12 protein-coding genes are annotated in these 13742 nt (G+C 35.2%); 2 read left to right on the forward strand and 10 right to left on the reverse strand.

Features of this window, described 5'->3' with window-relative positions; all coding sequences use genetic code 11:
* Window positions 1-78: 78 nt before the first annotated feature.
* Window positions 79-1671, reverse strand: a complete 1593-nt coding sequence (locus C200_RS10300; protein WP_016210398.1) for a flagellin N-terminal helical domain-containing protein — start codon at window positions 1669-1671, stop codon at window positions 79-81.
* 200 nt (window positions 1672-1871) lie between these two features.
* On the opposite strand from C200_RS10300, the gene C200_RS10305 reads away from it, so the two are divergent.
* Window positions 1872-4073: a tetratricopeptide repeat protein gene (locus C200_RS10305; RefSeq protein ID WP_016210393.1), complete on the forward strand. Its 2202-nt coding sequence runs from the start codon at window positions 1872-1874 to the stop codon at window positions 4071-4073.
* Between the two features lie 93 nt (window positions 4074-4166).
* Here C200_RS10305 and C200_RS10310 read toward each other — a convergent pair whose 3' ends face one another.
* The 8 genes from C200_RS10310 to C200_RS10345 all read right to left on the reverse strand — a co-directional run bounded on the left by C200_RS10310 (window position 4167) and on the right by C200_RS10345 (window position 10411).
* Entirely contained in the window at window positions 4167-5117 is a 951-nt protein-coding gene (locus C200_RS10310; protein WP_016210391.1) for a hypothetical protein, read from the reverse strand.
* Between the two features lie 271 nt (window positions 5118-5388).
* Window positions 5389-5766, reverse strand: a complete 378-nt coding sequence (locus C200_RS10315) for a hypothetical protein (RefSeq protein WP_033923763.1) — start codon at window positions 5764-5766, stop codon at window positions 5389-5391.
* A 42-nt stretch (window positions 5767-5808) separates the two neighbouring features.
* Window positions 5809-6324, reverse strand: a complete 516-nt coding sequence (locus tag C200_RS10320; RefSeq protein ID WP_051307351.1) for a GNAT family N-acetyltransferase — start codon at window positions 6322-6324, stop codon at window positions 5809-5811.
* Entirely contained in the window at window positions 6324-7277 is a 954-nt protein-coding gene (locus C200_RS10325; protein ID WP_155046736.1) for a hypothetical protein, read from the reverse strand. The genes C200_RS10320 and C200_RS10325 overlap by 1 nt, the downstream gene beginning before the upstream one ends.
* Complete coding sequence (locus C200_RS10330; protein WP_016211168.1) at window positions 7255-7914, reverse strand: WbqC family protein; 660 nt, start codon at window positions 7912-7914, stop codon at window positions 7255-7257. The genes C200_RS10325 and C200_RS10330 overlap by 23 nt, the downstream gene beginning before the upstream one ends.
* Entirely contained in the window at window positions 7911-8639 is a 729-nt protein-coding gene (locus C200_RS10335; RefSeq protein ID WP_016211165.1) for a class I SAM-dependent methyltransferase, read from the reverse strand. The genes C200_RS10330 and C200_RS10335 overlap by 4 nt, the downstream gene beginning before the upstream one ends.
* The gene (locus C200_RS14590; RefSeq protein ID WP_051307350.1) at window positions 8629-9375 is read right to left on the reverse strand and encodes a phytanoyl-CoA dioxygenase family protein; all 747 of its coding nucleotides are present in this window, start codon (window positions 9373-9375) and stop codon (window positions 8629-8631) included. Before C200_RS14590 ends, C200_RS10335 begins: the two co-directional genes overlap by 11 nt.
* Complete coding sequence (locus C200_RS10345) at window positions 9359-10411, reverse strand: DegT/DnrJ/EryC1/StrS family aminotransferase (protein WP_016211166.1); 1053 nt, start codon at window positions 10409-10411, stop codon at window positions 9359-9361. The genes C200_RS14590 and C200_RS10345 overlap by 17 nt, the downstream gene beginning before the upstream one ends.
* A gap of 200 nt (window positions 10412-10611) precedes the next feature.
* Here C200_RS10345 and C200_RS10350 point away from each other — a divergent pair, with 200 nt between their 5' ends.
* Window positions 10612-11808, forward strand: a complete 1197-nt coding sequence (locus C200_RS10350) for a multidrug effflux MFS transporter (protein WP_016211172.1) — start codon at window positions 10612-10614, stop codon at window positions 11806-11808.
* Window positions 11809-11857: 49 nt separating this feature from the next.
* Here the strand turns inward: C200_RS10350 and C200_RS10355 are convergent, their stop codons facing one another.
* The gene (locus C200_RS10355; RefSeq protein ID WP_016211167.1) at window positions 11858-12979 is read right to left on the reverse strand and encodes a HesA/MoeB/ThiF family protein; all 1122 of its coding nucleotides are present in this window, start codon (window positions 12977-12979) and stop codon (window positions 11858-11860) included.
* Window positions 12980-13742 lie beyond the last annotated feature (763 nt).

Here is a 13742-nt window from a genome sequence, read left to right on the forward strand (position 1 = left end):
TTTGCCTTAGTTCTCCTTCTGTTTCTGGAATTTATTTATTTATCAATATATTAATTATTTATTTTGTTTCCCTTGTACTTATTGCAGCAACTGCAAAGCGGTTGCTGGTAGCTGGTTCGCCTGAGCGAGCATCGCCGTCCCTGCTTGCAGTAAGACTTGGAACTTCGACAAATTTGTAGATTCGGCTGCAAAATCAGCATCCTCTATACGCCCCCGTGCCGAGGTTAAGTTCAACTCTTGATTTTCAATACTAGCAATAGTGACATCTAAGCGATTTTGTTTCGCACCCAACTCAGCACCAATCGTTGTTAATGTATCTAATGCTGCATCAACAATTTCAACAGTTAACAGCGCATTAAACCGGTCTAAAATATTCATATCTTTGACCGAACTCAATAATGAGAACTTAGTATCCCCAGCAGCGCCAACAAAAATTCCACCGACCGTATTCGTACCAGCAATCGTAGAAGCAATATCAAACTGCTTATCAGACTTAAACTGTAAAATTCCAACTGCCGCAATAGAATCTGTTCCCCCAGACGTTAAATTGGTTGCCGCAACACCATCCATGCCTTGTACCGCCATGGTTCCTGTGCCAGAGTTTAGAAAATTTTCTATCGCAATATTCTCACCATCTGCATGTTCTAACATAATTTCATTAAGGTCTGGACTTAAAGATGCAGTGATTCCAGTTGAGCCACTTAAGTCATTAATCCCTGCAGCCAATGACGTTAAGTCATTTTGGTCTGTAATATTCACATTGACAGCAAAGCCCCCTGTCGATGGATTCGCTGTTAATAAAGCACCATCACCATAGAGCACAAAAGATATTTGTCCTGGATTTTGCAGGTTAGACAATGTCATGCGTGTCCGCGCTTCAACTCTAACCCCCGTACTTGCCTTCTCTGTATTCAATGCCTTAGCCACATCTTTAGCCGATGAAGCTTGCCCAGCTGCTCCAGGCACTGCGTAAGCGACAGTCTTCGCAGGTCCAGCATGACCCGCAATAGTGATACTCTGCGCCACAATTTGATTTACAAATGCATTTAAATCCGCTGCAGCACCTGCTGTGCCTAAAACACCAGCCCTTAAAGCACCCATATTATCTCCTTGTGCCGCTCCAATTGCGCTGCCTGTAATACCACCACCGTATTCAGCCATACCGATCACTTCAGTCTTGGTATTACCAAACGTCAAAGATAAAGTATCATCAACCTCAACACCAATTTGAAACATCTGGTTGGCAAGAGAGCCATCGAGTAAGCGCACGCCATTAAACTTCGTCCGCTCAGCAACAAAGCCAAATTCCTCAATAATTTCTTGAACTTCCAAGTTTAGATTTGCGCGATCAGTGGTATTATTAGTATCATTGGCTGACTGTAGGGCCAAGGTTCGCACACGCTGTAGCATATTAACTTGCTGGCCAACAGCACCCCCTGCAATCTGTACTAAAGAAACAGCATCGCTGGCATTTCTTACCGCCGTATCATACCCCTTTAAGCGGGTTGTCATACGCGTAATGATCGCATAGCCAGCCGCATCATCTGCCGCTGTATTCACACGCTTACCTGTGGTTAAGCGCTGCATCACTCGATTAATTTCCGTATTTACTGATTCCAGCCGATTCTGGCCCAAAATTGCAGTAAAGTTGGTATTAATAGAAATTCCCATTGTCCGGCCTCCATGCCGCTTATGGCTCTATCCATAGTCCTTTGTTAGGTTATCGGAGTCCAGAACAATAACTTTAATCCTAAGGACTGAAAATTACAGTACAAGAGTTAGTATATTTAGATAAGTTTCCAGCATGATTGACAAAAATTGCTTTACTAGCTAATAGTCTAAAGGTATGGAAATAATTAAGAAGAGCACTCATGCCAACAATACAAGAGAAAAAAACACAATCACTCTTGGACCGTGCTAATTTATGCTTTGAAAAAAACAATATACCTACAGCACTCACGCTCTTTCTACAATACCTTGAAGATAATCCAGATGACCCGGATATACTCGGAAAAGTGGGTGCAATTTATCTGCATACCAACCAAGAAATCAAAGCACTCGATTATTTAGAAAAATCATGTAATTTAATAGTCACAACAGGCAAAGTCTCTCACTTACTAGATAGCTACATAAAAAACAATCATGAAAAGCGCGGCATTCAGTACTTTAACCAATTACTCGACTGCTTTGATAAGCATTTTGCACTTTATACACTATATAAAGATAAAGACCATAAAAGCTCACAAGATAATTTCATCAAGGCATGCCAAAACGAACCAAATAGCAATCGATTGCTTGATAATATCGTTCCACTGTATTGTGACTATTACTATTCTAAAAGCATGCTCAGCTCATATGAGATGCTCTATCAAAACCAAAGAAATTCAATAATTATTAATTTATTATATATTAATATTCTATTAAAATTTAATGACTATCAAAAAGCTAAATCTATTTTATTAAATATCATTGATAAAATGCAAGCTGTTGATATTATTACAGCATGTCATTTGGTTTATTTTACAACGACTGCCGGTTGCGAGGTAACCATTGCTAAAAAAATTCTAACTATAATACAGAAAAACAAACTCAATATTCACTTTATCATCCATTATTCTGGAATCAATAGCCTACGTTATAGTTACTTTATAAAAAAAGAAACATTAGAATTTTTTTTAAAACTAGATAATAAGCAAGTCCTAGTCTGGCCATGGCTACCTTCTAAAGCACTTAATATTAATAATCAAACTCTAAAAAATATACAGCCTCAACAAAAAGACCCAATAAATTTAGATGAAATACTTAAAGATAATAAAATCTTAATCTTTTCCTTTAAAAAACCTGACTTTATTTTTAACTATCTAGGTTTAACAGATAGTCAAATAAAAGAGTTAAAAGAGAGTTATTCTTCTATTTATACAATAAAAGAAGCACAAGAAGCAGCGACTACAGCCAAAAAAGAAAAAATTGCCCTATTTTGTGACCGTGGCATTATTTTATTTAATCAATACTTCTCAGAAACCATAAAAAACATAAAAAAACAAAACAAAAACCATATAGAGTATGATCTTTTTATCATTTGCAGCGACCATGAAAAACAATATATGACTACGGATATAGAAGAAACCAATATCATCAGCTTCAACTCGTTCAAACCGACTAATGCGTATATGCTAGAAATCATTGAATTAATTAAATCACATAAATTTAATTTAATTTACTACTTTGAGTGCGGTACAACTTACTATAATTATTTTTTCCCCTATTTTAGGCTAGCGAAGGTGCAGATTACCGGCCTTGGCATGCCTCACACAACCGGTATAAAAGAAATGGATTATATTATTCAGCCATCCAGTCTACTCGACAGTCAAGAACAAAATAAGAACTTTTCAGAAAAGTTAATTTATATAAAAAATATCTTACTATATAAACCTACAGGCATTAACGAATACTTGGAACCCCAGGGCCTGCCTGAAGGCAATCTTTACATGCTCCACCACTCTCATTTTAAAATTCACTTTGCAATGGATGAGATTATCAAAGAAATATGCCAAAGAGACCCAAATGCCAAAATCATCATCGGCTCAAAACCCTTTTATGCTACGTTAATTACTCTAAAACATCGCCTTAAAGACACTCTAGGAGATCAACTTTTTAAACAAGTTGTCACATTGCCAAATATATCAGTGAATGAACTCTGCTCAGTACTTAGAAAAGCTGATGTAATGCTCGACTCTTTTTACTTTAGTGCAGGCACCACAGCTGCTGAAGCGATATACTCATGTTTACCTATTGTGAGTTTTCCTGACATTAAAACCTCACATATCACTAAAATTATCGAGGAAATTTATCAACTATTAGAAAGCAACCTTCTTAAACAACATTGTATTGCAAAAAGCAAAAAGGACTACACTGATAAAGCAATTGCTATTGCTACAGATAAAAGCTTAAAACAAGAACTCAGTCATGAAATTAAAAGCAATTTATATAAACTAGAAGGGCAGTTTGAACGAGCATCTGAAGAGCTTACGAAATTGCTCATCAATCTATCAAATCAAGATAACTGCCATTAAAGCCATTCTCTTGAAAAACCACCCCACAACTTTGCTAGTTTCAGTCAATAACAGCAAACAACAATATCAATCCACTGCTATAAGCTAAGTCAATCAAACATCCAGTGTATTAAAATATTTTTTCTTAAGGCTATCTTTAAAACGATTAAATAATACTTGCTCTTCTTTTTTTGTAGTCACCATCCAAATATATGAACTATCTGTATAAGCAAGATCACAAAACAATGCTGAGTCTAAACGCTGGTAGTTACTTTTTTTATCTTTTAAAGTAATTTCATAGGCAAACTTTAATGCCAGTTGGTCTAAAAACCATATCCCCTGACCTAATAAAATATTATTCATTATAAAATAAGACACCTGCTTTAAATAATTCTCTGCGACTAAATTATGCTCTAAATAAACAACGCCAGCAGCTAGTTTTTCCCACTCTGGAGCATACTCATCACCCAATACGGCAATAAAAGTATGAATATCGCAGATGATAGTATCAAGAGGTGATTTAAATAGACTATCACAATCAACAATCAGCACGGGTCTTTTATAAGCCATCATATATTGGTAAGCCCGACAGAACCGCATAGAGCTTGTATATAAAGGACAATCGATCTGATAATCACTATAGTTAACTCTCTCAAAACTATAGCTGCATCTTATATAACTTAATTTTTTTATAATATTAATTAGCTCACTAATTCTATCATCAGCTTTGCTGTCAACATTAAATAAGTGAACATGAACATTAGTACTAACTTTTTGGTCATTAATAGAAAAGATTGAATAAATACAATAGGTTAAAAAATAAACAGCATCACAGGCAAAGAAAATACAGATAGAATTATTAGAATCACTAATATTATTATCAAAATTAACAACAGGAAATTTTCTATATAAATTTTCAATATCAACATCACTATGATAAAAAGAGTTAAAGTCAAGATCACCTTGAACTTTATTACAATGTTTGAACGAAGAAGTAATTAAACATAACTCCACCAATTTTTTTGACTCTATATGATGCTGCTTTGCTTCTTGAGCACAGATCATGCTCTTAGACCATAATTTCTCAAAAGAGTAAATAACTGCAAGGTAAGCAGATGATAAATAAAAGGGTATGGCACTACTTCTAGATTTTTCTAAAAGTAATATAACTTCATCATATTTTTCTATTTTAAACGTTAATATTCGTAAGCGTCGCTACCTCGCTCACATGACTCTACGGTTCGTATAGATTTTTAGACACTCGTTACGCTTGCTACAGACCTAACGGCCTTTCGCAACTCCGCTCTGCTAAAAACCCGAACCTACCTCGGCCTACTCACCCCGTGCTTAGCACTCCATGGCTCGCAGCGGATGCATTGTGATAATAGTAAGAAATTTCACTATGAAATTTAATTGCTTCTCTTATTGCTTGATATGCCTTATCATAACTATCGACAAGAAACAAACAAATCGAATAGTAATAGTAATATACTGACTTTTCAAAATCAGTTAATTTATTATTGATTATTATTGATAATTTAGATTCGATATTTTCATATGCTAAGCGATACTCTTTTAGTTTAATTAACTCATTAACCTGACATAAAATATCTTGAATCCCATTATCAGTAACAACTAAATATAAATCCCCATCTATCCATAAAGAACTAAAGACAGATTGATAATATTCAGGTGCCTTTATAAAATATTTCATACAAATAAATAGATAAATTGACTTATTTCAACAACTGATTAATTATTTTTCAATACCATAAGATAGCCTATGCCAACGCTTTCCCTTTCTATAGAAAAAATTATTTTTACAGCCTTCTTTAATCCAACCCAATTTTTCAAATAAGCCTATGGATTTATAGTTATATTCGATAATATCAGTGTCTAACCTCACTAAATCTAACTCTAAAAATGAATAATCTGTGATTAATTTAATAGACTCTTCTCCATAACCTTTACCCTGATATTCTTTATTACCAATCATAATGCCAAGATAAGCATTTCTATTCTTCCAATCAATATGAACTAAACTGATTGTGCCAATTGGCTTATTATCATCACTATTGCAAATTATAAAACGCCTATTGTTTTGGTCTTTATCTTGATTAGCAACCCAGTCACGGATAAAGCCTTTAGAGCCTGGAAAATGCCAACCACACAGCATCTCATTAATTTCATCATCATTTGACCATAGGTATAAATAATCGATATCAGTTTCCTCTATTGCCCTAAAATAAACTCTTTTTGCATGCACTGCCATTAGCCCATCCTTATTAAATTAACAATTTTTTCCATATGTTCTATGCCATAACGATGATCTATTGGTAACGCCACTAAGTTTTCTGCTAAATACTGCTCAGCAATATTAAAGCTAGAGCCGCTATTCTCCCAATAACGAGCAACAAACACTTTATTTTTAATCATGTTTTCCCGTGAAAGTTTATTAGTTAACAATGGATAAACCATTGGGCCATGTATTAATTGAGTATCAAGGTTTAGTTCATTTAAGTGGCCTATTTTCTTATGCAAATACATAAAGTTTTCTAGCCTAATTTTTCTAACCTTCTCAACGTCTATCAAATCAAGTAAGGATTGACTTGCTATAGACATTTTTTTAATTTTCAACTCACCTACTTCTTTCTCATTATCTTTATATTTAAAATAACTCTCTAAATTATCATCAGTATTTTCATATAAAAAATCATATGAGCGACAATGGTCATCAAATGGTAATTTTTCATATATACGTCTAATTTCTCTAGAATTAAAACTTAAATAACCACCATCAGCAATGGGAAAAAATTTTCTTGGTGAGTAAAACGAGATATAATTAAAATCACTATAAAATGCTTGGCAACAATCTATTATTAAGTTTTTTTTATAATCTAAATTATCTATATAACTATCTTTAATGCCAAAATAATTAACATAAACAAAATAGTCATTTTCAGGGATTTTAATTGCAGGCTCTAAATTATGATTCACATGATAATAAACAACATCACAATGCTTATTAACTTCGCTCTTAAATTTTTCACAGGTGTAATATGGCAAATAAATTTTATTAATTTTTAAAAATTTAATTAAAAATAATAAGCAATTCTTACCACTATTAAGCCTCAGCACATTGTTATAAATAGTAGGTCTTGCTACTAGAGAACAATGGTTAATAAAGCCTCCTATAGAATGATTATTTAAATATCTCATATTCACAGGATACTCTTTTAATTAAATCACTTGTATTAAAAACCATAATTTCATGGATTATTGAAAATGGGTGATCTATTTTACAATCAATAAATTCCGTCTCTAAACCATAATCATAAAATTTATTTTTATCATAAAGGTTCTTACCACCAATAGAGTTGGCATAGTGATTACAGTTAAAATAGCGGCATATTTCAATAATTCTTTCATACCGACCTACTGCAGTCAAACTCAATTCAGATGATCTAAAAAATAATGTAGTAAAATTTAAATATTTAGATATATTAATAATTGCATTAATATTATAGTCAGCCAAATTATTTATATTATAATCTATCAAATCACAAATAACATTTAAATTATTTTTATAGTTAAATTTTAAGCGTTTTTTTAATTTATTTTTATAAAAAAATAATTTATTACTATAAAAAACATCTTTTATTAAATCTACAGTTGAATTTCTTAACACTGGAAATGTAAATAATGATCTTTCACCATTTTCACTGATATAGTTTCTATTATACCAGTGTGATTTAGTATATTTAACATCATCATAAAAGACAAAAATATCAACTAAATTAATTAATTGAAAATAACCAAGATATGGGAATAAATAAGGCTGCATAATCGCAATTTTACTCATAACTCACATATCGAGTAGATACTCGCCGCAAGCTCAGGATAGATATTACCTAATAAGTAACAGCCTTCGATAAATTCTTTATCAATAATTTGATGCTGCAAGCAAAGATCAAACTGATAGTTTGCTAAAGGTTTAAACATAACACCACCATTTTTTATTACCTTAAAACCAGCTTGTCGTAGCTCAAAATTTAAAATATCAAGACTAAATGTACTGTAATGCCCATGTACCTTCTCCGACTCTGTCACTGCATGATTGTAATCAATAATCCCCATGCAGGCCGCAATTTGTCTCGATGCCGCATATGCATTTGGCACAACAATAAACAACCGTCCTGAATCATTCAAATAATTTTTTAAACTCTCCAATAACTCTTTTCTATTTTTAATATGCTCATAAGAGTGGACCATGAAAATATGGTCCACTTTTACAGGCAATTCTAAATCTTCAAAAAACTGATTTATATAAATTATATTATCTATATTATTTTCACTGGCATTATTTTTTAATGTATTAATCGCAGCTATCGAAGCATCAACAGCATAAATATTATTAAAATGTTTAGCTATATTCTTAGTAAAATCACCATGATAACACCCCAACTCAATGGCATCTCCACCAGAGAAGTAAGGCCTTAAGTCTCTGACTAAATACTCCCTTAAAATATGATCAAAGTTATGTTTATATTTAATTTTACTATCTTTTATTTCAGTGCTATTTTTCATAGTCTATATACCATTCATCAAGGTTTTTAACAATCTTGCTTGATTTTCCAAGCACTGCTTTATAAAACTCATTTTTCATATCATCAGGTAAATTTATATATATTTCACTATAATCTGCTTGTGGTTTAAAATATGACGGTGTGTAAGTTAATGTCAGAGCTCTTCTTTTATCTAAAGTTTCACTTATTCCCGCGCGGTGCCAAACATAAGAGTTAAAAAATAATACATCTCCAGCATTAGATAAAACCTGGATATTATTTGTATTAAACTCATCAGCACTTGGCTTTTCTCTTACTTTGTGAGAACCGGGTAATATTTCTATCGCACCATTCACCTTAGAAAAAGGATCTAACATAATTAACACATTCATCATTAATGGATAATTTTTAATATAATAATTAACATCTCGATGAATTTCTTTAAGATAACTATTTTTATCCATCGTTTTATTATTCACTGCACCGCCGAATGAATTTAAAATAAAGTTATTGTGATCAAAATAGTCATTTAATATTTTGCTATCGGCTAAACGCTCTAACACTCGCAGGAACCTATAATCAACTAAGGGCAAATGATGAAAAACCCCCGGCTGCCGATAGGCTTGCCAAGGCTGATAAGCGACTTCACATTGATCTATAAGCTTCCTACATAAATCTACTTCATCTTGGCTCAATAGATCTTTGATGATCAACCAACCTGCGGTTTCTAATTGGACTATCTCACTTACAATCTTCATGGATATAGCCCAATACTGTATTAACCGCTGATAGGTTAATATTAAAATAAAAAGGAATAGAAACGATAGTTTGACTCAAATGTAATGCATTATTGCACTTGCGATCCAACAATTGCCAAATGCACCTAAACTCCATGTGCCCTTTTAATTGCCGCTTTAACTTTGCTATCTCGCCTTTATCTAGTTTTAATATGCAATTGGTAGTAATATACTCGTCACTAAACTGACTCATAGCACCCAAACAGCGTTGATACGATTTTATTAACTTTTTCCAACATTGCCGATAATCATGCCATTCATCTAATAACGCATGACCTACCGCTGCATGATACTCACTCATTTTTCCATTAATACCGACAACCGGCACCTGACGCTGCTCATCAATGCCAAAATTAGTGATTTTTTTTACTTTGTTAATTAAGTCAGTATTTTCACTAAAAACTAAGCCACCTTCACCAATACCAAAGACTTTCGTTGCATGCAAACTAATAATAAAAGGCAACTTTGTTTTTTTACCCACTTGCTTAAAGCTATCAAAACAAGCAGCACCATCAATAATCACAGCAATATTATAACGCTTAGAAAAATCTTCCCAAAGCGCAATATCAATCATCTTTCCAAATGGGCAGACAACAATCACCGCTGAAATTTCTTTATCCACTTCAACGCATTTTTTTACCTCATTGACATCCAGCGCCCAAGAGTCTAATTCAACATCCGCAAGCACCGGCTCCAATCCTGCAGCATTAATGGCTGCCATCGTACCAATAAACGTCCAAGCCGGCATCACGCATTTACTGCCGCGGGGCAACTCTAATGCCAGTAAAGTACTAATAAGGCCCAAAGTGCCGCTCGCACAGGTAGCAACACCACCTTGTGGATAATTAAAATGCGCTGCAATACGTGTTTCAAAATCACAAACTAATGGGCCACGATTGCTATACCACTGATTCTTATCGATTTGCTTTAAGTAAGGTGCCAGCTTGTCAAACCCTACAATTTCCGGAATAAAAAGCGGAATAGGTCGATCCCTCACAATAACCTCGATGAACCATTTGCTTCCATAGAGTGACTAATTACAGTGTAGCTAACCCTACTTTAAACTCGCAAACCAATTCACTTTTAATCTGTTATTTTTTTATCTCATTCACTCTCTAGCTAAGTCACTTACTCTTTGATAAACTGGTCTGATTTTTTCAAAAAGCACAGTGCATATAAATAGCATTAGGTAACAAAATGACAAACAAATCAAATAACCCAACAGCACTTATTTTGTTTTTCATCTTGCTAATTGTGCCAATTGGTCAAGTTACTATTGATATTTACCTACCTTCTTTGCCTTATATCAGTCAAGAACTTGCCATCAGCACCAGCATTACACAATGGAGCCTTACAATTTACCTATTAAGCTCAGGACTATCACAGTTTTTTTATGGACCGATTTCAGACAGCCTCGGCCGCAAACCAATTCTTTGCTGCGGCCTTATCATCTTTTTTATTGGCAGTTTAGTCTGCGCTCAGGCCCAAGGTGAGCTTTCTCTCTTAGCTGGGCGTTTATTACAAGGACTTGGCATCGGTGCAGGTGCGGTGATCAGTAATGCAATGGTGGGAGATCACTTTCATGGTATACGCTTAGCCAAAGTTACCTCTTTATCTTCTTTTGCTTACGGCATCTCACCTATTATTGCACCATTTATTGGCGGGCTAATTCAAACTCACTTAGGCTGGCGGTTTAACTTTTACTTTCTTCTCATCATCACAGCGGCCTCATTATTGTTAGCAATTGCTTTACTGCCAGAGACACTCAATAAACAAAATAAGCAACACCTTAATATCAAGACATTAAAACAAAACTATCTTAGCATCTTAACGCAAAAAATATTTTGGGGCTATGTGCTGTGCATGACATTAAGCTTTGCCATCAGCATCAGCTTTAATGTCATCGGTCCATTTTTACTACAACAAACCTTGCACTTTAGTCCAGCTGAGTTCGGTACCATTGCACTTAGCATCGGCGCAGCTTATCTCTTAGGCACATTAAGTAGTGGTCGCTTATTACATTTTTTCTCAAGCCAAGCACTGATTGCCGTCGGCAATTCGCTCATGTTAATTAGTGGAATTAGTGGGCTTACCTGTGGGCTTATATTAGGAACCTCAACTTGGGGGCTCTTAATTCCACTTTATCTCTCACTCTATGCCTCTGGCTTAATCTTTCCCAATTGCATGGCTGGTGCTCTTGCACTGACACGCAACATCGGTACCATCAGTGCGCTGCTTGGCCTTATTATCACCGCCGGTGTTGCTCTTATTAGTTTTCTAATCGCCTTTTTACCTGTCTACAGCCAACTGCCATTATCCTGCCTCATGGTTGCTCTACCCCTCTGCCAAATTATCTTCTACTATTTCTGGATCCGCCCAAACCCAGCAAAGTAAAAACGCAATAACAATAAGCAAGCTTAGGTTTACACCTTCTCATGCACCTCTAAACGAGTGTATTTTGGCTTTGCCATGCCATAATGCCACCCGCTAAATTTTCAACATCAAAGCCCGCCTGAGATAAGAGCTTTACTGCATGGGCACTACGTGCTCCAACTTTACAATAAACAATATAGTGCTGATTTACATCAAGCGTGCTCATCTCTAACTGCCCTAAGGGCATATGCACGGTGTGGCCTGGAATCTCAATCAGCGCCCTCTCCCATAGTTCACGCACATCCAATAACACAGCTCCCTGATTTAACCTGCTTTCCAACTCATCTGCACTGCACTCTGGCTCTCGTTCTAGTGCTGATTCTAACAGACAAGCAGCTTCACAGACCTGCTGGTGCTTTTGCTCTTCTTCTAGCAACAATTGCGGAAAAGCAACGCTCTGCTGACACGCGGGGCAATCTTCATTGCGCTGCAGCTTCACCGATCTTACGCTAAGCATCTTCGCATCAATCTGATGTAATACGGGTGCAATAACCTCTCCGAGTAAATAGTTCAACGCTAAAGAACACACCATGGTTCCAACCATCCCCGTCACTGCACCAAACACACCTGCCTCATTACAATTGGGCAACTCATCTGGCCTTGGCTTTTCTGGAAATAAGCAACGATAACAGCTATGATCTTTTGGCTGTAATAAAGCCAGCTGAGCTGAAAACTGAAAAACACTCGCGGAGATAAAAGGCTTATTCAACTGCACACAGGCATCATTGACTAGAAATCGCGTTGTAAAATTATCCGAACCATCAATCACCAAATCAAAAAACCGCATCACTTCTAGAGCATTGTCTATCGTTAAATTCTCATTAATCCCTTGTACCTGAATCATTGAGTTCTGTGCCTGCAAGCGCTGTTGCGCAGCCAAGGCTTTTGGTCTACCTAGGTCATCTTCAGTAAATAAAATCTGCCGCTGCAAATTCGAAGAATCAACATAATCATCATCCATCACCGCAAGATGCCCCACCCCCGCAGCAGCCAAATAGGTTAAGACAGGCGAGCCCACCCCCCCAGCACCAATGCATAACACACGTGCTTGCTTTAGCTTTTCTTGCCCTGCCACTCCTACACCAGGCAAGACAAAATGGCGAGCATAGCGCTCTAATTCAGCCGGCTTCATAACATCCTACACCTTAGTTTTCCAAGTACTCTCTAATTAAATTCTTGGCCATTGTCGCAGCGAGAGAGTGTTTATGCAAACCTACACTTTAAATCAATGTATAATTTTTCTATTGAAAGCATGAGCTCTAATCATAGTCTTGATGCCAACCTTTTAACAGTTTTGAGATAGATAGTTAAGGTTCATAAACATTAAAAGGTTGTTTTTTAGTGGATGCATAACTAGATTTTGCTATCAACTTGTAAGTCCTGAAAACATGCAAAGCGATAAAAACATATTCATCTAAAGTTGTGAATTAGCTAAGGCGGTTAGCGGCCTTCAACAGAGTCAAATTGCCAACGAAGGAGGCTATTGCTCTTAAGGTATATTACTGAAATTTCACAATATGATAAATATTTATAATATATTATTTGTATGCAAAAATTTTACATTTAATTTATATAAACACAATAAAAAGCATAAATATTTCAATGTTTAAAACATTAATATTAAATCACTATAAGCAACGACTAATATTTTAGCCTTCACTACGATGAAGCAAAAGCAATAATAACATTGATTATATAAATCGCATTATTGCTTAAAATTTTAATAAAAACATAAGGAGACATCATGTTAAAAACTAGAGTCGATGCCGAGAGAGAGATTGCGAGGGCGAGACAAGAGGGAAGAAATCCAAATTTTCCGTAAGCGTCGCTACCTCGGTAGGTATTTTGCACATCCAATGATGCAAAATCGCCGAGCAAAACGCGACGACTATAAA

It is taken from the genome of Piscirickettsia salmonis LF-89 = ATCC VR-1361, from assembly GCF_000297215.2.
Lineage (GTDB): Bacteria > Pseudomonadota > Gammaproteobacteria > Piscirickettsiales > Piscirickettsiaceae > Piscirickettsia > Piscirickettsia salmonis.

Coding starts and splice junctions, on each gene's coding strand:
- C200_RS14590 (WP_051307350.1), bottom strand. CDS start 9,375: ATGAAGATTGTAAGTGAGATAGTCCAATTAGAAACCGCAGGTTGGTTG.
- C200_RS10335 (WP_016211165.1), bottom strand. CDS start 8,639: ATGAAAAATAGCACTGAAATAAAAGATAGTAAAATTAAATATAAACAT.
- C200_RS10300 (WP_016210398.1), bottom strand. CDS start 1,671: ATGGGAATTTCTATTAATACCAACTTTACTGCAATTTTGGGCCAGAAT.
- C200_RS10320 (WP_051307351.1), bottom strand. CDS start 6,324: ATGGCAGTGCATGCAAAAAGAGTTTATTTTAGGGCAATAGAGGAAACT.
- C200_RS10330 (WP_016211168.1), bottom strand. CDS start 7,914: ATGAGTAAAATTGCGATTATGCAGCCTTATTTATTCCCATATCTTGGT.
- C200_RS10305 (WP_016210393.1), top strand. CDS start 1,872: ATGCCAACAATACAAGAGAAAAAAACACAATCACTCTTGGACCGTGCT.
- C200_RS10350 (WP_016211172.1), top strand. CDS start 10,612: ATGACAAACAAATCAAATAACCCAACAGCACTTATTTTGTTTTTCATC.
- C200_RS10315 (WP_033923763.1), bottom strand. CDS start 5,766: ATGAAATATTTTATAAAGGCACCTGAATATTATCAATCTGTCTTTAGT.
- C200_RS10355 (WP_016211167.1), bottom strand. CDS start 12,979: ATGAAGCCGGCTGAATTAGAGCGCTATGCTCGCCATTTTGTCTTGCCT.
- C200_RS10310 (WP_016210391.1), bottom strand. CDS start 5,117: ATGATCTGTGCTCAAGAAGCAAAGCAGCATCATATAGAGTCAAAAAAA.